Annotated in this window: 22 protein-coding genes and 2 pseudogenes; 18 read left to right on the forward strand and 6 right to left on the reverse strand. The window is 69.1% G+C overall.

Annotated elements, in window-relative coordinates:
- The first annotated feature begins 294 nt into the window (after positions 1-294).
- From OG538_RS00465 to OG538_RS00480, 4 genes and pseudogenes are all read left to right on the forward strand, one after another.
- Positions 295-843 (forward strand): DUF6896 domain-containing protein, encoded by a 549-nt coding sequence (locus OG538_RS00465; RefSeq protein ID WP_406099923.1) that lies wholly within the window; start codon positions 295-297, stop codon positions 841-843.
- Positions 844-880: 37 nt separating this feature from the next.
- Positions 881-3,127 carry a telomere-associated protein Tap gene (gene tap, locus OG538_RS00470; RefSeq protein WP_406088969.1) on the forward strand — a complete coding sequence of 749 codons (2,247 nt, stop codon included), beginning with the start codon at positions 881-883 and terminating at the stop codon, positions 3,125-3,127.
- A 6-nt stretch (positions 3,128-3,133) separates the two neighbouring features.
- Positions 3,134-3,691, forward strand: a complete 558-nt coding sequence (gene tpg, locus OG538_RS00475) for a telomere-protecting terminal protein Tpg (RefSeq protein ID WP_406088970.1) — start codon at positions 3,134-3,136, stop codon at positions 3,689-3,691.
- A gap of 325 nt (positions 3,692-4,016) precedes the next feature.
- Positions 4,017-4,354, forward strand: a pseudogene (locus OG538_RS00480) (site-specific integrase); the annotation flags it as partial.
- Here OG538_RS00480 and OG538_RS00485 read toward each other — a convergent pair.
- Positions 4,282-5,556: an MFS transporter gene (locus OG538_RS00485; protein ID WP_406088972.1), complete on the reverse strand. Its 1,275-nt coding sequence runs from the start codon at positions 5,554-5,556 to the stop codon at positions 4,282-4,284. The pseudogene OG538_RS00480 and the gene OG538_RS00485 overlap by 73 nt on opposite strands.
- Before the next feature lie 99 nt (positions 5,557-5,655).
- Between OG538_RS00485 and OG538_RS00490 the strand changes: the two genes are divergently transcribed.
- Positions 5,656-6,741, forward strand: a complete 1,086-nt coding sequence (locus tag OG538_RS00490) for a DUF5937 family protein (RefSeq protein WP_406088974.1) — start codon at positions 5,656-5,658, stop codon at positions 6,739-6,741.
- A 340-nt stretch (positions 6,742-7,081) separates the two neighbouring features.
- Here the strand turns inward: OG538_RS00490 and OG538_RS00495 are convergent, their stop codons facing one another.
- A complete protein-coding gene (locus tag OG538_RS00495; protein WP_406088976.1) occupies positions 7,082-7,333 on the reverse strand; it encodes a hypothetical protein in 252 nt (83 codons plus the stop codon).
- 250 nt (positions 7,334-7,583) lie between these two features.
- Here OG538_RS00495 and OG538_RS00500 point away from each other — a divergent pair, with 250 nt between their 5' ends.
- Both OG538_RS00500 and OG538_RS00505 read left to right on the forward strand, forming a co-directional pair.
- Positions 7,584-7,706, forward strand: a complete 123-nt coding sequence (locus OG538_RS00500) for a hypothetical protein (RefSeq protein WP_406088978.1) — start codon at positions 7,584-7,586, stop codon at positions 7,704-7,706.
- Positions 7,707-7,852: 146 nt separating this feature from the next.
- Positions 7,853-8,065 carry a hypothetical protein gene (locus OG538_RS00505; protein WP_406088980.1) on the forward strand — a complete coding sequence of 71 codons (213 nt, stop codon included), beginning with the start codon at positions 7,853-7,855 and terminating at the stop codon, positions 8,063-8,065.
- 80 nt (positions 8,066-8,145) lie between these two features.
- Here the strand turns inward: OG538_RS00505 and OG538_RS00510 are convergent, their stop codons facing one another.
- On the reverse strand, positions 8,146-8,571 hold the full coding sequence (locus tag OG538_RS00510; protein ID WP_406088982.1) for a MerR family transcriptional regulator: 426 nt from the start codon (positions 8,569-8,571) through the stop codon (positions 8,146-8,148).
- Between the two features lie 81 nt (positions 8,572-8,652).
- Between OG538_RS00510 and OG538_RS00515 the strand changes: the two genes are divergently transcribed.
- Positions 8,653-9,438: an MBL fold metallo-hydrolase gene (locus OG538_RS00515; protein ID WP_406088984.1), complete on the forward strand. Its 786-nt coding sequence runs from the start codon at positions 8,653-8,655 to the stop codon at positions 9,436-9,438.
- Positions 9,439-9,840: 402 nt separating this feature from the next.
- A complete protein-coding gene (locus tag OG538_RS00520) occupies positions 9,841-10,410 on the forward strand; it encodes a hypothetical protein (RefSeq protein ID WP_406088986.1) in 570 nt (189 codons plus the stop codon).
- A 205-nt stretch (positions 10,411-10,615) separates the two neighbouring features.
- Here the strand turns inward: OG538_RS00520 and OG538_RS00525 are convergent, their stop codons facing one another.
- The gene (locus OG538_RS00525) at positions 10,616-10,858 is read right to left on the reverse strand and encodes a hypothetical protein (protein WP_406088988.1); all 243 of its coding nucleotides are present in this window, start codon (positions 10,856-10,858) and stop codon (positions 10,616-10,618) included.
- A gap of 50 nt (positions 10,859-10,908) precedes the next feature.
- The gene (locus OG538_RS00530) at positions 10,909-11,859 is read right to left on the reverse strand and encodes a zinc-binding alcohol dehydrogenase family protein (RefSeq protein ID WP_406088990.1); all 951 of its coding nucleotides are present in this window, start codon (positions 11,857-11,859) and stop codon (positions 10,909-10,911) included.
- Positions 11,860-11,965: 106 nt separating this feature from the next.
- Between OG538_RS00530 and OG538_RS00535 the strand changes: the two genes are divergently transcribed.
- Positions 11,966-12,427, forward strand: a complete 462-nt coding sequence (locus OG538_RS00535) for a MarR family winged helix-turn-helix transcriptional regulator (protein ID WP_406088992.1) — start codon at positions 11,966-11,968, stop codon at positions 12,425-12,427.
- 191 nt (positions 12,428-12,618) lie between these two features.
- Here OG538_RS00535 and OG538_RS00540 read toward each other — a convergent pair.
- Positions 12,619-13,548: pseudogene (locus tag OG538_RS00540) on the reverse strand (LysR family transcriptional regulator).
- Positions 13,549-13,675: 127 nt separating this feature from the next.
- Between OG538_RS00540 and OG538_RS00545 the strand changes: the two are divergent.
- From OG538_RS00545 to OG538_RS00580, 8 genes are all read left to right on the forward strand, one after another.
- Positions 13,676-14,677 carry a fumarylacetoacetate hydrolase family protein gene (locus tag OG538_RS00545; protein ID WP_406088994.1) on the forward strand — a complete coding sequence of 334 codons (1,002 nt, stop codon included), beginning with the start codon at positions 13,676-13,678 and terminating at the stop codon, positions 14,675-14,677.
- Positions 14,674-15,636, forward strand: a complete 963-nt coding sequence (locus OG538_RS00550; protein WP_406088996.1) for a cyclase family protein — start codon at positions 14,674-14,676, stop codon at positions 15,634-15,636. The genes OG538_RS00545 and OG538_RS00550 overlap by 4 nt, the downstream gene beginning before the upstream one ends.
- 23 nt (positions 15,637-15,659) lie before the next feature.
- Complete coding sequence (locus tag OG538_RS00555; protein WP_406088997.1) at positions 15,660-16,790, forward strand: FAD-dependent oxidoreductase; 1,131 nt, start codon at positions 15,660-15,662, stop codon at positions 16,788-16,790.
- Complete coding sequence (locus OG538_RS00560; RefSeq protein WP_406088999.1) at positions 16,787-17,785, forward strand: amidohydrolase family protein; 999 nt, start codon at positions 16,787-16,789, stop codon at positions 17,783-17,785. Before OG538_RS00555 ends, OG538_RS00560 begins: the two co-directional genes overlap by 4 nt.
- A 20-nt stretch (positions 17,786-17,805) precedes the next feature.
- Positions 17,806-18,744, forward strand: a complete 939-nt coding sequence (locus OG538_RS00565; protein WP_406089001.1) for a VOC family protein — start codon at positions 17,806-17,808, stop codon at positions 18,742-18,744.
- A 107-nt stretch (positions 18,745-18,851) separates the two neighbouring features.
- Positions 18,852-19,823 carry a fumarylacetoacetate hydrolase family protein gene (locus OG538_RS00570; protein WP_406089003.1) on the forward strand — a complete coding sequence of 324 codons (972 nt, stop codon included), beginning with the start codon at positions 18,852-18,854 and terminating at the stop codon, positions 19,821-19,823.
- Positions 19,820-20,575: an SDR family NAD(P)-dependent oxidoreductase gene (locus OG538_RS00575; RefSeq protein WP_406089005.1), complete on the forward strand. Its 756-nt coding sequence runs from the start codon at positions 19,820-19,822 to the stop codon at positions 20,573-20,575. Before OG538_RS00570 ends, OG538_RS00575 begins: the two co-directional genes overlap by 4 nt.
- 332 nt (positions 20,576-20,907) lie before the next feature.
- Positions 20,908-22,353 (forward strand): beta-propeller fold lactonase family protein, encoded by a 1,446-nt coding sequence (locus OG538_RS00580; protein ID WP_406089007.1) that lies wholly within the window; start codon positions 20,908-20,910, stop codon positions 22,351-22,353.
- Positions 22,354-22,630: the final 277 nt, after the last annotated feature.

The raw sequence follows: 22,630 nt of genomic DNA on the forward strand, positions 1-22,630 counted from the left end.
CGTTTGTCCTGTTCAAGGGCTTGAGCGGGGCGTCATGGCGGGGTGGTGCCCGGTGCCGGGACGGATCCTGCCCCTCGAACGAACGCCGCAGCTACTGGCGGCACCCTGACCGCGCGCCGACGCGAGTACGCCTCAGTAGGACCCAGCAGCTGGGCGAGCTCGTCAGCGGGCTGCTCAGGATCTCGTGCTCGGTTACGTCCACGCTTGGAACGTGGTTGACGAGGCCGTGAGGGTGGCGATCCCTTCGCTTGGGGCGAACTGGCAGATGTCCTCGGCCTCGCCCGATCGCGCCGGATCACACGAAGTGGTCGCGTCGGTACCTACTCGTACACGGTTCATGGGGCAGGCTGCCGCTTCGTCAGTGACAACGGCACTGAGGTCGATGTGGACTTCGCAGCCGACGAGAGTGAAGTCTTCGACCTGTGGCGGCTGCGCCGATACGGGCTGAGCCGTGATCAGGGGTTTGATGCCGCGCTTCCACAGCAGGCGGCGGTACCCACCCGCCCTCTGAAGACCACTCTCCGAGTCCGGTGGGATTCACGCAGGGCCAAATGGGATGAGACTCCTCATGTGTGTGAAGCTGCACGCCTTGAGTCACACACTGAGCGCAGGTCCAGCAAAACGCAGGCCCCTGTGCCGGAACGGGCGCCGGCACCCCAGGCCACTCGAACTTCGGTGAAACCAAACTGCCAGTCATCCACCTTCGGTGACTTCGCTCAACCTTCGGTGACACAGCAGAGCGACTACACGTTGGACCACACAAGGAGCCTCCTCCCATCGGAGCGCGAACGGACTTCGTACGCGCTTTGTACGCGATTCGTACTCGTTTCGTACGCAAGCTAGGCGTTTCGCGCGATAGGGTGATCGTCAGGAGGTCTCCATGTCCGAGTTGTTCGACGCGGTCGACGCACTGGTCGCGTCCCGCTCGCCGCTCCCGTCGCCGATGGAGCGCAAGCGCCTGCGTACCGCGCACGGCCTGACAATTGACGAGGTGGCAGGCGCGCTCAAGGTGCGCCGGGCCACGGTCAGCGGCTGGGAGTCCGGCAAGACCGAACCCCGGCCACCGGAGCGGGACGCATACGCCCGGCTGCTGGAGAAGCTCGCGGAGCTCTACCCCGCCCCGGCCGAACCGTCCGCCGCCGTTCAGGCCGTTCCGGCGCCCACGCCCGCGACAGACGAGAACACCCCGCCGGGGGCACAGCCGCCGACGGCAGAGCAGGCGCCCGCGGCCACGACCACGACCGCGGCCCAAAACGCCCAGAAGGCCCCGACCGGATCCGTCGACCCCGTCTCCGCATCTCCTGCTCAGGCGACCCCGTCACACCCGGTGAGCACCGCCTCGACGCCTCGGCGCCAGGGCGCTGAGATGCCAACCTCGACCAAGACGGCGGCGGGCACCGACCCGCGGTTCGAGAACGGCCCGCTCGCGGTCGTCGACGTAGAGAACGGGCAGGTACTGGCCCACTGCACCGGCGGTCTGATCCTGGACGTTCCCGCCAAGTCCCTCCCGGCCCTGGTGGATTGGACACTGCGCGAGGCGAAGCTCGGCCACCCGAAGCTCTCCGGGCCGGGCAAGGCCGCCGATCCACTGCTCGTCCTCACCGAGGCCGCCCTGGAGCGCTACGGTCTGCCTGTCGCCCTCACGGAGGAAGAGAGGCTGGCCGGGCGCATCCCCGAGGGCCACAAGGTCATCAAGCAGGTGGTGCGCGCGCAGTGGAAGCTGACGAAACGCGGGTTCGGACCGTGGGCGCGTATCTACCGCCCGGCCCACGGCTCGGAGCGGGCTTGCGTGCAACTGTGCATTCCGTCATGGAACGCGCTGGACACCCGCCACTGGGGCAACGCGGGACAGCTCCCGCCGGCGGAACTCGCCCGGCTCCTCGGCACGTACGCCTCCCGGGTGATGACGCCGCGCGGCTCCACCGCCGTCACCGGCCTGGAGTTGATGACCGCACTGCACCCGGCGACCCGCGCCTCCGAGCCCGACGAGACGGGAAAGCGGCACTCCGAGCACAATCCCGGCTCGTTGGGGAACGACCCGGTGAACTGCGCGCCGTGCGAGGCGCCGGACGGGCACCCGTTGCTCAAGGATGTGCCGCGCTTCCACGTCCGCGGTCCCGGAGAGAAGCTGTTCGAGGAGGCGTACGACTGGGCGCGCCCGCTCACGGACTCCGAATGTCTGCGCCGCTACCTGGTGGGCGTCGACGTGAACATGGCCTTCGCAGCCGGCGCGAACGGACTGATCGTGGGCCTGGGTGAGCCCACACACGTCAGCCGGCCGGTGTTCGACCCGAAGCTGCCCGGCTCCTGGCTGGTCGACCTGAGCCACGTCGACCTGTCCCGGGTGAAGGTCGGCAAGGAGTGGGCGGAGCTGGACGGCAGCCTGCTGCCCAGCCCGTTCACACCGAAGGGTGAGCGGCCGCGGGGGGCGGCCTGGTACGCGACGCCGACGATCGCCTACGCCCAGGAGCTGGGGTACGAGGTGCGCCCGACGGAAGCGTGGGTGCGCCACGACAACGGCCGGTATCTGGACTCCTGGTACAACCGGCTGCGCGATGCCTACCTCGCCACCATGGCGGACCTCGGGGTCACCGCGGACCTGTCCCCGGAGGCCTTCCTCGCGGCGATGGACGGCTACCGGAGCCATGATCCGGAGCTTGCGATCGTGCTGTCCGCGATCAAGGCGACGGTGAAGGGCGGGCTGGGGAAGCTGCGTGAGCGGCCCCGCGGCGAGGGCTGGCGACCCGGCGAGCCGTGGCGGGCGCTCTCCCGGCCCACCTGGCGGCCGGACATCCGCGCGGCAGTCATCTCGCGCACACGGATCAACCTGCACCGCAAAGTGCTCAAGCACGCGGCGTTCACCGGGCAGTACCCGGTCGCGATCCTGTCGGACTGCGTGGTGTACGCGGCCGATGGCGAGAGTCCACTGGACTTCCTCCCCTACCGGGAGGGCAAGCCCCTGCCGGGCGGCTTCAAGCTCGGGGTGAACCCTGGCCTGGTGAAGCACGAGGGCACCCAGACCACCCTGTGGGGAGAGGGCGTCCGGGAACAGTTCGACGCTCCGGAGCTCAACCTCGCCCGGTACATCAAGGACGGCAGCGTCACCGACCAGGACGCCGGGGAGTAGCAGGCGATGAGCACATTCGGGGACGGCCTCGACAGGGCGGTACAGAAGGCGTTCACCCGCCCCGTGCCGAAGTCGGCCGGTGCGCAGATGCGGTACCTGGTCAAGCAGCTCAAGGGCACCAGAGCAGTCGCACAGATGCTGAGGATCTCCCAGCGCACGGTCGAACGGTATGTGAAGAACCAGATCAAGAAGCCCCGCCCCGACCTCGCGACCCGCTTGGAGGATGAGGTCAGGAGGAGGTGGCAGCCGCAGATCCGGGCCAAGGCCAGGGACAGGGCGGCGCGTACCGACGGCATCGTCATCGACACCCGGGCCCGTCTCGGCTACGTCGCCCCGATCGGATCGACGGATGAGGACCGCATCCGGCATCTGACCGTCGCCCTGCCTCCGCGGCACGCCGCCCGCCTCTTCAGCGCCCAGGAGGAAGGGGCCGGCGACGACCGTTTGAGGGAGATCGCGGCCGAGGCTCTCAAGGAGGCGTACTTCCAGGACGGCGGCCGCCGCGCCGGCTCCCTGGAGGAGGTCCGCTTCACGGATATCGAGCACGTGGCGTTCGAGTTGTAGCCGTGAGCCCGGGCGGGGTTCGGCCCTTCAGCCTGTGTCCAGGTGTACTGCCCCCGCACCACGTGCAGGGCGCTCAGCCCGGCGGCCGGGACGGTGCTGACGGCGCCGGGACGCGCCGATCATCGCGGTGATGCACGCGAACTCGGCGACGAAGTCCCGCGAAGCCGTCCCGTCGATGGAGTTGCCCATCGAGCCGCGGCGGCCTCCGGCACCACGGTCACTGCTAGGGGCGGCCGAGATTGCCGGCCAACGGGAACGCAGCCGAGACGGGTAATTGCGGCGGATAAGGGCCGCCGTCGAGGAACGGACACGCTACTGGGGCCCTCGCGGCCCGGTGTTCGTCACCCACCCGCCGCCCGAGGCCGGGCAGGGCGATCAGCCTCACGACCGGTGCCCGGACACCGGCCTTGCTCGCCTCTCCTTCGGCCGGGCACGCGCCCTGCTGGGTGAGCACACCGTTCTCCGGGAGCCGGGCACGGGCTGGGACCTTCAGTACCGCCACTCCTCGCTGACCCACCTCGGCAAGGAGGGGGCCTCCCTGTTGATGCTGATGTCGAAGTCCCGCCACAGAAGCCGGCGAACGTCCGCCGCTACTCCAAGTCGTCGCCGGCAGGGATGGCCGAGCTGACGATCCTGCACGTGCCCGGCGGCACCAACCGCTGAGCCGCGCCTTGATCCTTCTCGGTGGCGACGGCGGAGGCGGAGAGGAGCGTGGCAGCGGCGAGGCTGCCCCAAAGGGCGGCCGAGCCGTGGGGTGCGAGAGCGGTGATGACTGCCGGGGAGACGGCGAGGCCGAGGCCCGTGGAGAGCTGGAAGCGGGCGAGGGCGCGTCCCAGGACAGGGGCCGGGGCGAGGGCTGTGACGAGCGCGGTGGCGCTGCCGGCGTAGATGATCTCGCCGATGGTGCAGAACACGGACACCGCGGCGACCGCGGGGGCGCCCCAGCCGTGTCCCAGTGAAGTGGCCGCGAGGAAGCCGAGGTAGGACGCGGTGAGCACCACGCCGGCGAGAGCCAGCACGGTCCGCCGGGGGAAGCGGGACATCAGGACGGTGACCGGGACCTGCAGGGTGACCACCAGCACTGTGTTGGCCACGAAGATGGCTGCCGACCACACCGGGGATGCGTCCAACTGTGTCACCAGGACCAGCGGGAGCGCGATTTCGGTGATGTTGAGGCAGAAGACGTAGACCACGTTGGCGGCCAGCAGCGCGCGCATCCGAGGGGCGGGCCCCTCGGCCCTGCCCGTGGCCGACATAGCGGCGGGATGGGCGTGCAGGTGAACCGACCATGCCAAGGCCGCCGCAGAAAGATAGGCGAGCCCGGTGACGGCTGCCAGCGCCTGCATTGCGGTGGTGCCGCCCGCCAGGCATGCGGTGGCCAGGAGCGCGCCCGCGCCCATGCCGGCGTTGCGCAGGGCGCGGCCTGCCGCGAGAGCGGCGTCGCGTTCCCGGCCGTGGGCGACCGTGGCCACGAGGGCTGCGTGGGCGGCCGGCCATGCCTGGTTGCCGATACCGAGGAAGAACGCCGCCGTCCCGAACAGCCAGACGTGTCCCGCCGGAGCGGCCAGCAGCACCACCACGCCCAGCACCCGCACCAGCATCGACGCTGCCACGACCGTGCTGCGTGTGCCCCGATCCAGCCAACGGCCGACAGCGGGCAGGCACGCCAGACCCACGACGGCGCCGAGCGTCATGGCGATGCCGGTGGCCGGCGCGCCCAGCCTCAACACCGTAAGCCCGTAGAGCAGCAGAAAGGGCCGCAGCAGGCCGGTGCCGAGCGCATCCACGGCAAGGGCGACGGCATAGCGGGGGCCTCCGGAGGCACGGACGAGGGCGCGCGGCTGGATCTTGGTGGTGGTTGCCATGGCGTCAACGGTGCATTCGGCCGCCGAGCCGACCATGTCGGTTGACGGACATCGTCAACCGACGCGCTCGGCGGTCGGCCGACCAGCGATGATGAGGAGATGACGTTGAGGATCGGCATCGGCGGCCTGCCGTCCGGGCGACTGCGGTTCGCTGCCTCGCCGCTGGCCGAGCTGACGGCGATGCTGCACGTGCTGGCCGAACCCGGGCATCATCCACGACTCGCCGGCTGGGCCGGGGATGTCTGGGCTGGGCTGCGGCCGGAGCTGGCCGAGCAGCTCAGGGAAGCGGAGTTCCTCTGGCGTTCCTCACGAGCCGATTTCCTGGTCCCCGCTCGCCCCCGGCCGACCCTCGTCGAGGAGTTGGACGACGTGGACCGGATCGACGACGAAGCGTATGTGGCTTCCGCGCTCGTCACCACGTGCGGCAGCAACCGGGTCCACTTCGCCGCGCCGTCGCCGCTCGCCGACGCGACGGCGCGCGAGCGGGCCCTGGACCTGGCCCAGGCCCGCGGCCCGCTGCAAGAGGCCTTCGCAGAACGGCTGCTCGCAGATCCGCCCGCCGTGCGGGCACGGGTGCGCCGCACCCTTGAACAGTGTGTCGACGCCTTCTTCTCACCCGCTTGGACGGGCGTCGCCGTGCAGCTGGCCACCGACCTGCGTCTGAAGAACGACCTGCTGAAGTACCAGGGCGTCGGGGCGGCACTCGCCTCGGTCTCCGACGCGGTCACCCTGGCGCCGGACGGCGACAGCATCATCGTGGACAAGCTGCAGGACAACGCGACCGTGGCCCACGGCACCGGGGTCACCTTCCTCCCCAGCGTCTTCGGCCGCCCGCACCTGGTGGTGGTCCACGCGCCCGGGTGGCATCCGGTCGTGCAGTACCCCGTGGCCGAGCCGAGTCCATCGGAGCCGGTATCGCTGGAGACGGTCGCGCTACGGCTGGAGGCACTCGCACATCCGGTACGACTGCGGCTGCTGCGCACCCTGGCCCGTGGCCCGCACACCACCGGTGAGCTGGCACACGCCTGGGAACTCTCACCCCCGGAGGTTTCCCGCCACCTCGCTGTCCTGCGCCGCGCCGGGCTGCTCACGGCCCGGCGTCGCGGGCGCTACGTCCACTACACCCTCGACGTGTCCGCGACGGCGACGCTGGGGGCCGACCTGCTGGCGGCCGTACTGCGCTGAGTAGCTCGATGGCCGCCTGGTGCTCGGTGAGCACGGCGCGCGCGGCCCGGCAGGTGGCCGGCCGCAGACCTTTGGTCGACGTGGGACAGCGGGCCGTGCCTCAGCTCGTCGATCTCACCGATGACTGTGTGCAGCCGACGTCGCAGCCGTGGGCGACCATCAGCCCCGCGACGGACCGAATTCTGGGGCGGCGAGCAGGACTCGATCTCACCCTCCAGCGCCTCCACGTCGAGCGCGAAGAAACCCAGCGCAATGCGCAGTGCCCGCCTACCGAGCTGGGCATCCCCTAGCCGCACAGGAGGAAGGGTTCTACAGGCTCAGAGGTCTGCCCGCCGCCGGTTCACTTTCCCGTGTCGACGACGCCGCTCCCCGGGTTGATGCCCCTGTTCCTGTTCACCCAGGCCGTCCGCAGCATCTCGTAGTCCTCATCACTGAGAACCTGGCATGCCTCGGGCCGGTCGGGGACGGTGTATGTGCGTGTGGCGTTGATGGCCTTCTGACAGTCGGCCTGCCTGTCGGTCTCGGACGTGCCACATGCGGTAAGTGCGGCCGTGAGCAAGGCGATCGAGGCGACGGCGGTGCGCGTCCTCATGATTCCCCCAGGATCGTGTGATGCGAGTGAGGCAATCATGCGATGGGTGAGGTGACGGAGGGGAGGCTTCGGCGGCAGTTCGCGTTCCGTGCCTCGGATCCGCTGAAGGGCGGAGGATCCTCCGGGGCTGTCGTCTCAAAGGCGATGGGCGCGCACCAGGTCGATGCTCGGCTTCGCCGGACTGCACAACCTCCCCCTCGGCAGGTGGCCGAGCCGGGTGGGATCGAGCGAAGCAGTGCGTGACCGGCCGATGGAACCGCCAACGGTGCCACGGGCGGCGGACGGCCGGCTGGCCATGGCCGCCGACCTGACCGGCCGCCTGCGATCCAGCGCGCACACTTCACCGCAGCGGATCCTGGGCCACGCCTACTGATGGGGCAAGGACCACCCCATCCTCGCGCCCGGACGGCCGTACCCGTTGATCCGCGCACTGGAACCGGCCGCAGTTCCTGCACAGCACCGCTGGACGCACTACGCCTGGCAGCAAGCGACGGTGCCTTCACCCTCACCGCCCGGCAGATGCGCGAACCCGTCGGGCGGCTGATCACGGCCGGGCATTGCGTCGGGTCGAGGCCACAGCCTGCCACGGTCGATGCGTTCCCTGCGGCGCCGGTGGCAGTCGCCAAGAAGGCGCAGGATCGTGTCGCGAACCTGGCGACACGCCAGATAGCCCTGGTGTTCACCCTGGTGGTCCATGTCGCCGCCGGAGTCGGGGTGAAGGTCGGGGGGTGAAGGTCGGTGAAGGGGAGGCGCAGGTTGGCACACAGGACATCGATGCACGTCGGCCGCAGGCCATCGACATGCCGGGACAGTCAGGTGGTTGGCCCACTCGGGGCAGCTCGCGGTCCGGGAACATTGCCTACGGCGCGTTTGAACTCGGGACAGTCGACGATCGGCTCGTGGTCGCAAACGGCCGCGTGGCGGAGACTGTCGCGCAGACGTGTGAGCTGGCCGATCTGTTCGTCGAGTTCGCGGGCCTTGGTTGCCATCCGGGCGCGCAGGTCCACGTCGGACGGCGCCGCCGAGACGACGCGACCGATCTCGGCGATCGAGAATCCTGCGCTGCGCGCACAGGTGATCAGCGCCAGTCGTTCCAGAGCATCCGGGTGGTAAGTACGGCGTAGACCGTTGCGGCCTGCGGCCTCGATCAGTCCCTTCTTCTCGTAGAACCGCAGCGCCGACGGGGCCACCCCGGAAAGCTGTGCGACCTCCGCGATGTCCAGAGTCGATGCGTCCATCCCAACCCCCTTGACTTGAAGTGCGGTTCAAGTCGCAGTCTAGGCGACATGAAGATTCATCACTTGAACTGTGGATCAGTCATGACCATCGAGGCCACCTATGAGGGCCCGCAGCCCACGCCCGCGGTGAACCATTGCCTGCTGGTCGAGACGGAGGCCGACGGCCTCGTTCTTGTCGAGACAGGACTGGGCCTCGGCGACATCCATGACCCTGGAGGCACACTCGGTGGTGACTGGGTCGAGATGGCCCAACCTGTGCTCGACGAGGGAGAGACGGCCATCCGGCAGATCGCCCGGCTGGGCCTCGCACCGTCCGACGTGCGTCACATCATCGTGACCCACCTGGACGTCGACCACAGCGGCGGACTCCCCGACTTTCCCGAAGCCCGCGTCCACGTGCTTGCCACCGAGCTCGACGCGGCACGCGCTCAGGCGCCCAGCTTCCGTTACCGGCCGGCGCACTGGGCGCACCAAGTCCACTGGGTCACTTACCCGTTCGAGCCGGGCGAACCGTGGTTCGGCTTCACCGCACTGCAGCCGAAAGGGCTGCCACAGGAGATCAAGCTCGTCCCCCTAGGTGGTCACACCGCCGGGCACACCGGCATCGCCGTGCAGAGCGGTGACCGCTGGCTCCTGCACTGTGGTGACGCCTACTACTACCACCGCGAGATCGACGAGACGAGAGAGGTCCACCCTCTTCTCGACCTTGTCCAGACGAGCTCACAGGTGTCTCGCGACCTGCGGCTCGGGACACAGGCCCGCCTTCGCGAACTGGTGCGCGAGCACGGTGACCAGGTCGAGGTGTTCTGCGCACACGACCCATGGGAGTTCGCCCGCTATTTCGATGACGGCACATCGACGGGCTGACATGTGTGACGAGCCTGAGTCTGCGTCCCAGCCGGGCCGCAGACAGGCTGTCTCGGGCGAGCGGCGTGCGGGCCCAGGAGCGCCCAGAGGGCATCTTGAGCTGCAGGCCCACGAATCCGGGCAGCACGGCGTGAGCTACGGAGTTGAGGAGTACGCCCGTGCCGCACATCCTCAAGTCAGGCCGCTGGGCACGCCTGTGGACCAGTTATGGCGGGTTCATCCGGGCGGCGACACCCAGGCGGAGGCCCCTCCGCCGAGTCAGCGCAAGGTCGCCGGATCCTCAGCGTGAAGCTGACGTTCGGGGAAGTACCAACTCTTGATCCACCAGGTTCGGAGGCTCGACACGGGATGCTCCGGCTATGGCAGAATCTGCCTCCTTTGCCTGCTCCAATTGGGGGGATCATGCGCCACCTCGTCACCGCTTCCACGCTCGCGGCGGTCGGCTGTCTGAGCCTTACGGCCTGCACGGACAGCGACGACCGGAGTACGCCTCAGCCGCGCCCGCGCTCCATACTCCAGTTGGGGCAGAGCGTGGACAGCGTAGGTGCCGGTGGCCGCGGGGCTGCCCAGATCACCCCGGATACGGTCGTGTACGTCGACAGCGCTCGTTTCGGTACCCCGGAGCACGGCCTGTTCGCTGTCGTCAGCTACAGGTCCACGAATCGGACCAAGTCGCACGTGACAACCACCGCCGAACAGGGCGGCTTGCGATGGAAGGCCGCGGATGGACATACCGTCACGGTGAGGAACAGCAAAGCCGCGACAAAGGTCGCTCCCATCGGGTTCAGCGAAGGCGGGCCGGCCCTGACACGCGAGACAAGTCACCAGGACGTGGCTGTCTTCGACATCGCCGCAGCTGAGAGGGGCGGCACCCTCATCTACGTTGACGGCGACGGCACCGCCTTCCGTTGGAAGATCCCTGCTACCAACTCCGGTTCTTCGGTCCCCGCGCTGAAATCCGCCCTGAGCTAAGAGGTCGAACGCGATCAGGGTTCGGCCTTTTCGGGCCTCGCCGGCAGCTGACGGCCCGGGCCAACGAGACGACAGCACGGCGGTCGAGGATTCGTTGTCAGAGCAGTGCGATCCGCGTGAACCGAGGGAGCAGGGTGAAGCCCGCTCCACGACGTAGGGGAACTTCCCGGGCGCTGCACGACGGAGAAGAAGATCTCTATCCGGTTCAGCCAGGATGCGTGAACGGGGGTATGGGCCATGACGGCGTTCGGGAATCTGACGGCCAAGCGGTCGATGGCCTGCTTGCCGCGATGCGGGGGCCGTTGTCGACGATCCAGAACACGTGTTTCGCGCTGGAGTAGGGCTCTCTGGCCATCACCTGCTCGACCATGTTCATGAACACCACGATGCCGGTGCTCTGTTCACAGCGACCGAGGGCTTCGGTCCGATGGATGTCGTAGGCGGCCAAAGTAGGCCAGGCTGGGCAGCAGCCTAGGCCGCTGCCCAGCACAGATGTCGTCAGGCGACGCGGAGGATGCTTTTCCCATGGGTTGCGCCTTCGGCGAGCCGCTGCACGGCCATGGCCAGGTCTGCGAGGTCGTACTCGGCGGTGATGTCCGTGCGGACCTGGCCGTCGGCGACGAGGTCGAGTGCACGGCGGGCACTGTCGGCGAGTCGCTCGGGGTGGGTCTGGCTGAGCAGGTTGCTGTTGTAGGTCAGGAGCGATTTGCCGTGCGTGAGCAGGTCGTTGGCGTCGGCCAGGACAGGTTCGTAGGTGGCGAGGTTGCCGTATGCCACCAGTCGGCCGTGCGGTGCGAGCTGCTCGACGAGACCGGCGTGGCGGGTCGAGCCGCCGACGGGGTCGAGGATCACGTCGAACTTGTCGTCGCCGAGCTTGGCCGGGAATTCCTCGCGCAGCAGGAGCTGGTCGTACCCGAACTGTGCGGCGTAGTCGGCCCTGTCGGCAGTGCCGACAACACCGACGATCCGGTCGGCCCCTGCCAGTCGGGCGAACTGGGTGGCGAGTGTGCCGACTGAGCCGGCGGCGGCGTGGATCAGCACGTGCTCGCCGGGCCGTACATGTGCGGCGGTGTTGATCAGGTCGTAGGCGGTCGGTGCGCCCCACCCGAGACCTGCGGCAGTCCGCAGGGGCATGTCGCCGATGCTCAACGTGAGCACGGCGGGCGCCAGGACCATCTCGGCGTAGGCGCCTGCCATGGTCAGCGTGGTGACGGGTTCACCGACACGGCTTGCGTCGACGCCCTCGCCGACCGCGACGATGTGTCCGGATGCCTCGAAGCCGGGGACGAAGGGACGCGGTACGGGGAAGTGGCCGTCCCGGACCATGGTGTCGCCCCACTGGATTCCGGCATAGGCGACCCGAATCGCCACCTGGCCGGGGCCGGGGGTGGGCTCATCAAGTTCGGCAATCCGGTAGTGATCATCGGTGTCGAGAACGGCAGCCCTCATGGATTACAGCCCCTTGTGTTGACTCAGTATCCTTACAGTCGAGGACGGTACGTATATAAGGTTCCTGAGTCAATGCATGAACCTGTTAATGAAGTGGGAGTGCGCCATGGATGCCCCGATCGGGAACGACCTCTGCAGCCGGATCAGACGATCGGAGCAGGCGCTGATGGCGCACCACGAGGCAGTGTTGCGGACCTACGGGCTGACGATGACGCAGTACACCGTTCTGCTGTTCCTCTCGCACGAAGGCGGGATGTCCGGCGCCCAACTGGCCCGCTCCTGTGGGGTGACACAGCAGAGCATGAGCAGCGTGCTGACCAACATGGAGACCAAAGAGCTCATCCACCGCGAGACGTCCCCCGTCCACGCCAAGGTGCAGATCGCCACCCTCACCGAGCAGGGCCAGACGCTGCTGGACCGCGCCTACCAGGAGGTGATCATCCTTGAGCGCGCGCTCACCGACGCGTTCACGCCCTCCGAACACGCCTCACTCTGCGCACTCCTGGAACGCGCCACCACCGTCCTGATCCAGCAGACCCGCCACGCGGCAGCCCCGCCCACGACCTGAGACCGCGGCCACCACACGCGCCGCCGCCCCATCACCGTGAAGCCGCTCCGGAGGCGTCCCCGCCAGCCGCCCTGAAGACCCTCCGTCGCCCTGGTTATCCGATCAACCCCCGAAGGACTTCCGGGGCCGACCACATGCCGTATCCACTGAGTGGATACCCCCCCGTCCAGGTCGTGCGCTCCCGCCACCTGTCAGGACGGCCCCGGCGTTTCTCGCCCGTCGGCCATGCGTCTGCCGACCCGGGCCGCCGTCTCGCGTAGCCAGATGTGTGCGGCGTCGTGCGTGTGGACGGGGTGCCACCACATTGCCTCCTGCAGCGGCACCGCTTCGTAGGGCGGTTCCAGTACCCGCACGGCGGCGAGGGGCGTCATCAGCTGGGCGAGGCGGGCCTGGATCAGGGCGATGCGCCGGGTGCCGGCGACCAGCAGAGGCAGCAGCTGAAAGCTGTCGACTCAGACCTCCACGCGCGGTTCGACGCCGAGCATGCCGAGTTGCCGTACGGCCGGGGCGTCGTAGGTGCGCTGGTAGGTGACCCACGGCAGCCTGGCGAGGTCCTGGCGGGTGAGCCGGTCCTCCACACTCGGGTGATCGTTGGCGACGAGGTAGACCCACCGGTCCTGGTAGAGGTCGGTGGCGGGGAAGTCGCTCACGACTCCGTGCGGCATGAGCAGGCCGTCGGTGGTGCTCAGCAGCGTGGCGGTTTCGTCGACGATGGTGGTCGGGGGCTGGGTGAAGCGCAGGCGGATGCCGGGAGCCTCCTCGTGCACGACCCGGGCGAGCTCGGTACCGAACACGGCGACGGCGTAGTCGGACGCGATGAGCTTGAACTCGCGGCTCTCGCTCACCGGGTCGAAGTCGGCCTGGCTGGCGAACAGGCGCTCCAGCACGTCGTAGGCGGTCGTGGTGCGATCGAGGAGGACCTGCCCGAGCGCTGTGAGTTCGTAGTGACCGCCGACCCGGGCGAGCAGGTCGTCGTCGAAGTGGCGGCGCAGCCGGGCCAGGGCGGCGCTCATGGCCGGCTGGCTGAGCCCGACGCGCTGTCCGGCGCGCGTGACGTTGCGCTCCTCCAGCAGAGCACGCAGCGCCACGACGAGGTTGAGGTCCAGACGGGACAGGTTCACGGGCTTTCCTCTTGCGATAGGACGCTGACCAGGAAGAATAAACACTGTGGATGACTATGATCCACAGAATCGATTTCCATGATTGCGGGCGGCAGGTTCAGATTAGTCACATCGCCATCAGGAGGACATGTCTGTGAAACCTGCACCCGCGTCCGCGCTCTTCGCCGGACCGTTCGCCCTCGCCACGCTGTCGGCACCGGACGGACCCTCGTTCCCCGCTCTTGTCACACCCGACGCGCAGGTGGTCGATCTACGCGCCTCATTCGGCGACGACCGGTTGGACATCCGCGGCCTTCTCGAGATCTGGGAGGAGGCCCTCCCCCGGCTGGAAGCACTGGCAGAGGACGGCGGGCAGCAGCGAAAGCCGCTGGCGGACTTCCGGGTGCACGCTCCCGTCGAACCCCGCCAGGTCTTCCAGTCGGGTGCGAACTACCGGCAGCACGTCATCGATCTGCACGTCGCACACCGCGCCCCCGACGACGACCGTTCCGAGGATGAACGGCGCGCGGAGGCGGCGGAGATCATGGACCGCCGGGCGGCCGAGGACCTGCCGTACGTGTTCATCGGGCTGCCGAGCGCGATCACCGGTCCGTATGACGACGTTGAGCTCCCGGCGTGGGCCGAGAAGCCCGACTGGGAGCTGGAGTTGGCCGCCGTCATCGGGCGGCCCGCCTACCGGTTGTCCGCCGAGGAGGCACTGGACCACGTCGCCGGCTACACCATCGCCAACGACCTGACCGATCGCACCACCGTCTTCCGCCGGGACATGCCCCAGATCGGCACTGACTGGCTGCGCAGCAAGAACGCCCCCGGTTTCACCCCGCTCGGCCCCTGGATCGTGCCCGCCGCGTCGGTCACCGACCCGGACGACCTGCAGGTGACGCTGAAGCTGAATGGCGAGACCATGCAGGACGAGTCCACCCAGGACATGATCTTCAACGTCGCGCGGGTGGTGGCGTACGTCTCGCAGACCGCACGACTCCTTCCGGGGGACGTGGTGTTGACGGGAAGTCCGGCCGGGAACGGCATGCACTGGGGCCGGCTGCTGCGCGACGGAGACGTCATGGAGGGCACGGTCACCGGGCTCGGCGTCCAGCGCACCCGTTGCGTCGCGGAGGAGACGTCGTGAGCCTCGACCGCACTGACCCCGAGGGTTCGATCGCCGCGGCCGCCAAGGCGTACAGCAACTGGGGCCGCTGGGGCGAGGACGATGTGCTCGGCACCCTGAACTTTCTCGACGCGGCCAAACGCCGCGAGGGCGCCGCCCTGATCCGGCGGGGCGTCAGCTTCTCCCTCTCCCAGCGCTTCGACATGGACGGCCCGCAGAAGGGCTGGCGCCGGCGCACCAATCCCGTGCACACGATGCTCGACACCGGCACCGACGCCGTCCTCACCGGGCAGGGCTTCCCGCACGGCATCGGTGGCGCCGACGACGTCATCGCGATGCCGCTGCAGTGCTCCACCCAGTGGGACGGGCTCGGTCACATCTTCGATCACGGCAAAGCGTGGAACGGGCGCCCGGCGGAGAAGGTCGTCACCTCCGAAGGCGACCTGGTCACCGGCATCGAGCACATGGCACCGCACGTCGCAGGACGGGGAGTGCTCCTCGACGTCGGCCGGGTCATCGGCGAGAGCGGCGAACTTCCCGACGGGTTCGCGATCACGGCGGACCACCTATCGGCCACGGCAGATGCCCAGGGCGTGAGCGTGGGACGCGGCGACATCGTCCTGGTGCGTACCGGGCAGCTCGCCCCGGTCCGACGCGACGGCTGGGGCGACTACGCCGGCGGACCGGCTCCCGGCCTGTCCTTCACCACGGCCGGCTGGCTGCACAGCACGGAGATCGCCGCTGTCGCCACCGATACCTGGGGCTTCGAGGTCCGGCCCAACGAGTTCGAGCACGCCTTCCAGCCGCTGCACCAGGTCGCCATCCCCAACATGGGTCTGCTCATCGGGGAGATGTGGGATCCGGAGGCGCTGGCCGAGGACTGCGCGGCCGACGGCGTGTACGACTTCTGGCTCACCGCCGCCCCTTTGCCGATCACCGGCGCGGTCGGCAGCCCGGTCAACCCCATCGCCGTCAAGTAATCAGCGGAACAGAGGAGTTCCCCATGAGTATCGACCGTACGGTCCTGGTGATCGGCGGCGGCGCGGCCGGCAACGCCCTCACCGTCCTGCTGCGCCGCTCCGGCCTCGGCGTGGACCTGATCGAAGCGAAGGACGACTGGAACGCGACCGCGGGTTCCGGCATCACGCTCCAGGGAAACGCCCTGCGCGTGCTGCGTGAACTGGGCGTGTGGGAGCAGGTGCAGGCGTCCGGCTACGGCTTCGGCTCGGTGGGCATCACCGCCCCGGACGGCACCGTACTGCACGCGCAGGACGACATCCGCAGCGGCGGCGACGACCTGCCGGCCACCGTCGGCATGCAGCGCCCCCAGCTGCAGCAGATCCTCATCGAAGCCGTCCGTGCGAGCGGGGCCCAGGTGCGCCTGGGCATCACGGCCACCGACTTCGACCAGGACGACCAGGGCGTCACCGTGCGCTTCAGCGACGGCTCCGAGGGCCGCTACGGCCTGGTGGTCGCCGCCGACGGTCTCGGTTCCGCCACCCGCGCCGCGATAGGCATCACCGAGAAGCCGGAGCCGACCGGCATGGCCATCTGGCGGATCGCCGCCCCCCGCCCGGCGGGTCTCACCCGCACCGATCTCGCCTACGGCGGGCCGGCCTACATCGCCGGCTACTGCCCCACCAGCGAAACCACGCTCTACGCGTACGTGGTCGAGGCCAGGCGCGACCGGGCGTCCATTCCGCCGGGGACGTACGCCGACGAGATGCGCCGTCTGACCTCCGCGTACGGCGGATTCTGGCCGGAGATCACCGCGACGATCACCGACCCCGGGCAGGTCAACTACACCTGGTTCGACCGCATGCTCGTCGAGGGGTCATGGCACCGCGGCCGCATCGTACTCATCGGCGACGCCGCGCACTGCTGTCCGCCCACCCTCGCCCAGGGCGCCGCCCTGTCGCTGGAGGATGCCTGGGTCCTCGCAGAGATGCTGACCGAGGCCGGTGCCTGGGACGACGCACTGCTCCAGGCGTACTACGAGCGCCGCATCTCCCGCGTCCGGCCGGTCGTGGAGGCTTCCGTACAGATCGGACAGTGGCAGCTCGACGGCGTCCGTGACGCAGACGTCCCCGGTCTGATGGGCTGCACCATGACCATGCTCCGGGAGCGGCCGTGACCACCCCGACCGTGGATGTGCACGCCCACGTCCTGCTTCCCGAGGTCGATGCGCTCGTCGCCGGTATGCCGGGCCACGCCGAGGCCAAGGCGCTGGACGTCCGGCGCAATGGCTCCGACGCCCTCGCCGTCAGCGGCCCCATGGTCCGCGCACGCATCCCGAAGATGACCGTCGTCACCGCACGCCTCGCGGCGATGGACGCGCAGGGTGTGGACGTCCAGCTGGTCAGCCCCTCCCCCTCGCACTACCACTACTGGGCGGACCGCGACACGGCCGAGAAGGTCTGCCGGCTCGCCAACGAGGCCACCGCCGCACACTGCGACCAGGCGCCGGACCGCCTGCGTGGGCTGGGGCTCGTACCCCTGCAGCACCCGGATCTCATGGTGCGCGCCCTCGACCATGCCCTCGACCAGGGGCTGGCCGGTGTGGAGATCTCCAGCCACGCACCGGGGCGGGAGCTGTCCGATCCGGCGTACGAGCCGTTCTGGTCGCGGGCCCAGGAGACGGGTGCGCTGGTCTTCCTGCACCCCTTCGGGTGCACACTCGATGAACGCCTGGACCGGTGGTACCTGTCCAACACGGTCGGGCAGCCCACCGAGAATGCCGTGGCGCTCTCGCACCTGATCTTCTCCGGGGTCCTGGACAGGCACCCCGGCCTGAAGCTGATCGCCGCCCACGGCGGCGGTTACCTCCCCACGCACATCGGCCGCTCCGACCACGCCTGGTCGGCACGTTCCGACGCGGGCGCCGGGTGCGCGCACCTGCCCAGCAGTTACCTCAGGCGCATCTACTTCGACTCCCTCGTCCACGACCCACGGGTGCTGGGCTCACTGATCGAGGCCGCGGGGGCGGACCGGGTCCTGCTCGGCTCGGACTTCCCCTTCGACATGGGGTCCGAGGACCCGGTCGGCGCGCTGCGCGCCGCACGGCTGTCCGAGACCGACTCCGACGCGGTACGCGGCGGCAACGCCGCCACCCTCCTGCGACTCGCCTGACCTCAACGAGGAGGAACACCATGAACGCACGCCTGCTCACCCACCTGCGGCACGTCGACCTCGCCGTGCCCGACTACGACAAGCAACTCGACTTCTACGCGGGGGTGTGGGGCCTGGCCAAGGTCGCCGAGGACTCCGGGATCTCGTTCCTGGCCGCCGAGGGCTCCCCCGAGCAATACGTCGTACGACTGCGCAAGGCCGAGGAGAAGCGCCTCGACCTCGTCTCCTACGGTGCCGCGAACCCGGCCGACGTGGACACGCTCGCCGAGCGGCTGCTGGCCGGTGGGGTGGATCTGATCAGCCGGCCCGGGAAAGTGGACACCCCTGGCGGTGGGTACGGTTTCCGCTTCTTCGACGTCGACGGCCGCACCATCGAGGTGTCCGCCGACGTCGAGGTCCGCCGGCACCGGAAGATCGAGGAGAAGGAGGCCATCCCGGTCAAGCTCTCCCACGTCGTCCTCAACTCCCCCGACCTCAACCGGACCCGCGAGTGGTACGAGCGCCACCTCGGCTTCGCCCTCTCCGACACACTCAGCTCCCCGCACATGGGCGAGGTGATGCACTTCATGCGGATCAGCAACCAGCACCACTCGATGGCCATCGCGCAGGGCCCGCACACCGCCCTGCACCATGTCTCCTTCGAGATGCGCGGGATCGACGAGTACATGCGCGGCTCGGGCCGGGTCATGCGGGCCGGGTTCAAGAAGATCTGGGGCCCCGGGCGGCACATGGCGGGTGACAACACGTTCACGTACTTCCTCGACCCGCACGGCAACACCGTTGAGTACACGACGGAGTTGGAGAACCTCGACGAGGACACCTGGCACCCGCACGTCTACGACTTCTCCCAGCCCGAGGTCACCGACCAGTGGGGCACCGCCAACGCGATGAACGAACTCGTCGCCAAGGAGTCCTTCAACGACCCCGACCGCGGCGTCTTCGTCGCTCCGCCCGTCTAACGGCTGTCCCCTCCCGCACCGCTCGTGCTGCCGCGGAGGTCATAGCCGTGGGGCACGCCTCGATGCGCGTTCACCTCGACCGACCCCTCCCCCTTCAGGAGCAGCACGTGCGTTTCGCCAGCTACGAGCACCAGCACCGCCACCGCGTGGCCGTCGTGGAGGAGGGTGGCACCCTCCACCCCCTCCCCGGTGTCACCTCACTCACCGCTCTCCTCAAGGAAGTCGACGGGCTGCCGGGGCTGCTCGCCGCCGGTGCGGCCGCCCTGGACGCAGCTCCCGGCCCGCACGTTTCCCAGGTTCGACTGCTCCCTCCCCTGCAGCCCTCATCCATACGGGACTTCGTGACCTTCGAGGAGCACGTCGAAGGCGTCCGCCGCGCCGTCGACGGCGTCGCCGGTGTTCCCGAGCAGTGGTACGCGGCGCCGACCTTCTACTTCACCAACCCGCACGCCGTCTACGGCCCGCACGACACGGTTCCGATGCCCCCCGGGTCGTCGGTGCTCGACTTCGAACTGGAGGTGGGCGCGGTGATCGGCAGGGAGGGGCACGACCTCACCCCCGAGCGGGCCCGCGACCACATCGTCGGCTACACCGTCTTCAACGACTGGTCCGCGCGCGACCTCCAGTCCGCGGAGATGAAGGTCGGCCTCGGCCCCTGCAAGGGCAAGGACACCGCCACCACGCTCGGCCCCTACCTCGTCACGGCCGACGAACTGGAACCGTACCGGGGCGCCGAGGGACTGCTGCGTCTCGCGCTGACCGCGGAGGTGAACGGGGAGGTGATCGGCAAGGACCTGCTGTCCAACATGAGCTGGACCTTCGAGGAGATGACCGCCTACGCCTCGCGCGGCACCCGGGTGGTGCCGGGAGACGTTCTGGGCTCCGGTACGTGCGGCAATGGGGGCTGTCTCGCCGAACTGTGGGGGGTGCGCGGCGAACAGACACCGCCCCCGCTGAAGCCGGGCGACACGGTGAGGCTCACCGTAGAGGGGATCGGCACCCTGACCAGTACGGTCGTGGCCGGCGTTGCGCCCGTGCCGCTGCCCGTGGGCCGGCGTCGCGATCGGCAGCGACCGTGAACGAGGGGTACTCCAAGAGGCTCCTGGGCAAGGTCGTCGTCGTCACGGGCGCGGCCCGTGGCCAGGGCGCCGCCGAGGCCGTAGCCCTCGCCGGCGAGGGCGCCCGCGTCATCGCCACCGACGCGACCGACGCCCCCGGCTGCCGCCGCCTCGACGTCAGCAGCGAGCAGGACTGGGCCGAACTGGCCGCCGAGCTGCGCGAGAAATACGGCCAGGTGCACGGCCTCGTGAACAACGCCGGCATCACCTGGCGCGCCCGCATTGGCGAGGTACGGCCCGAGGACATGGCACGCGTCCACGCGGTCAACGTCACCGGTCCGCTGCTCGGTATCCAGCACGTGACCCCGCTGATGCCCGTCGGCTCCTCCATCGTGAACGTCGGCTCCTCAGCGGCCCTCACCGCCCACTACCCGGTCGCGTACACGACCAGCAAGTGGGCGCTGCGCGGCCTCTCGAAAACGGCTGCTCTGGAACTCGGCCCGCGCGGCATCCGCGTCAACACCATCCATCCCGGCTACATCGAGACCGAGATGACCGCATCGGCCGCCCCTGCCTTCCGGGAGGCCAACATCCGCGAGACTCCGCTCGGCCGCACCGGCAGCGTCGATGAAGTCGCCCCGCTCGTCGTCTTCCTGCTGTCGGACGCGTCCTCCTTCATCAGCGGTGCCGAGATTCCGGTGGACGGCGGCATGACCGCACACGGCGGCGTGAAGTCCGTATCCGACGCCCTGCGACCGGACAGCAGCGCATGAAGCGGCTCGAAGACGAAGTGGCCCTGTCAAAAGACGCCTGCGGCCTCATGCGCTCCGGCACAGCACCCGCGCGCACTCCCCGCGCGCATCCACCGCACTCTGCACCCGTCTGTACGCCCCACACCACGTTACGTAGCCTGCTCAATGGACAGACAACGCCCCTCGTCGGTCGCGAAGGCCGCGACAACGTCAGGGGCGACCGAGCCGGAATTCCGTTTCGCGTGAGTCATCACCGCGACCGACCGACACCTCGCTTCTGTCAGGCCAGTCAACTCACCACCGACCGGCATCCGTTCGTGTCTTGACGGCGTCCGGTGCGTCAGGGGGAAACGATGTCCATCCATCAGCGACGTAAGCGCGAGCGGATAGCCGACGGCAGACGTATCGGAGCGGTGCCGAACAGCGGACGGTGGAGGCGGCGTGCGATCGGCGTGCTGTCGTCACTTGCGCTGGCGGCCGTCGCGGTGGTCGCGGTGCCATCGGGACCGGCGGCAGCGGTTCCCGCGGGGACGTATGCCTTCATCGCCGGCTACGGGAACGGCACCGTGACGGTGATCGACACCGCCACCCACACGGCGGCCACGAGCATCGACGTCGGCGGCAGCCCTCGCTCCGTGGCCCTCACCCCGGACGGCACCCGCGCGTACGTCACCAACTACAGCACCGGCAAGGTCTCGGTGATCGACACGACCACCAACGCGGTGACCGCAACCGTCGGCGTCGGTACCTACCAGGAGGAGCTGGGGGTGACCCCGGACGGATCCCGCGTCTACGTCGCCAACGCCGGCAGCGCCAGTGTGTCGGTGATCGACACGGCCACCGACACGGTGTCGTCCACCATCTCCGTCAGCGGAAACCCCCGCGGTCTCGCGGTGTCGCCCGACGGGTCACGTGTCTACGTCACCAACTCCGGCAGTACCGTGTCGGTGATCGACACCGCGACCGACACCGTCTCGGCCACCATCGGCGTCGGTGGCAGCGCACTCGCCGTCGCGTTCACCCCGGACGGGGCACACGCCTACGTCACCAGCGCGGGTACCGACAGGGTGTACGTGATCGCCACAGCCACCAACACGGTGACCGCAGCCATCGGTGTCGGCTCCAGCCCGCACGGGGTGATGGTGACCCCCGACGGTTCGCGTGCGTACGTCGCCAACTACTACAGCAACAGCGTGTCGGTGATCGACACGGCGACGAACACGGTGACCAACGCGATCGGCGTCGGTACCCACCCGTGGGAGGTATCGCTACCGCCGGGCGGCGACCACCTCTACGTCACCAACAGCGACAGCAACAATGTGTCGTTGATCGACCTGGCCGACAACACGGTGACCTCCGCCATGAACCTCGGCACCACTGTCCTCGGCGTCACATCAGGTGTCGTACGTCCCGCGCAGGCCGACCTCGCCGTCGATCTGAAGGCCAAAGCCAACGTGCTGCTCCCGGCCTCCATCGGCTACACGCTGACGGTGCGCAACACCGGCCCGGGTAAAGCTACCTCGGCCGAGGTCACCGCGACCCTGCCCGTCGGCACCACGGCGACCGGCCTCTCGCCCGGCTGTACGACCACGGGCAACACCGTCGTCTGCACGTTCGCGGACCTCGCCAAGGCCTCCACCGCCACGGCGAATTTCAGGGTTCCCCTGACACTGCTCACCCTCGGCCAGGTCACGGTCAAGGCCGCGCGTACGACGTCGTCCCCGGTCGACCCCAACCCTGCCAACGACGCCTCGTCGGCCTCCTGCACGGTGGTCTCCATCCTGCTGGCCACCTGCTGACGTCGACGCGGATCGGACGTACTCGTAGCTCAGGAGGGAGAAGCGCGGCCGCGCAGCGATCGCGCAGGGGAGACATGTACCTCGGGGAGATGCGGCGCCGCCGGCCTCCAGCGACAACGACCGGGGCCGGCGGTCGCCCGCACCACCGCTGCGCTCCAACCCCGTTTCCGCTCCTGCAGGAGCGCCCCCCGGGAAGCCCTCGGCCAGGCAGAGGAGGGCGGCCGATCCCCACTTCTGGAGCTGGTGATCGTCGGCAGCCTGTCCGCACGACCGGCGT

It is taken from the genome of Streptomyces sp. NBC_01013 (assembly GCF_045162765.1).
Lineage (GTDB): Bacteria > Actinomycetota > Actinomycetes > Streptomycetales > Streptomycetaceae > Streptomyces.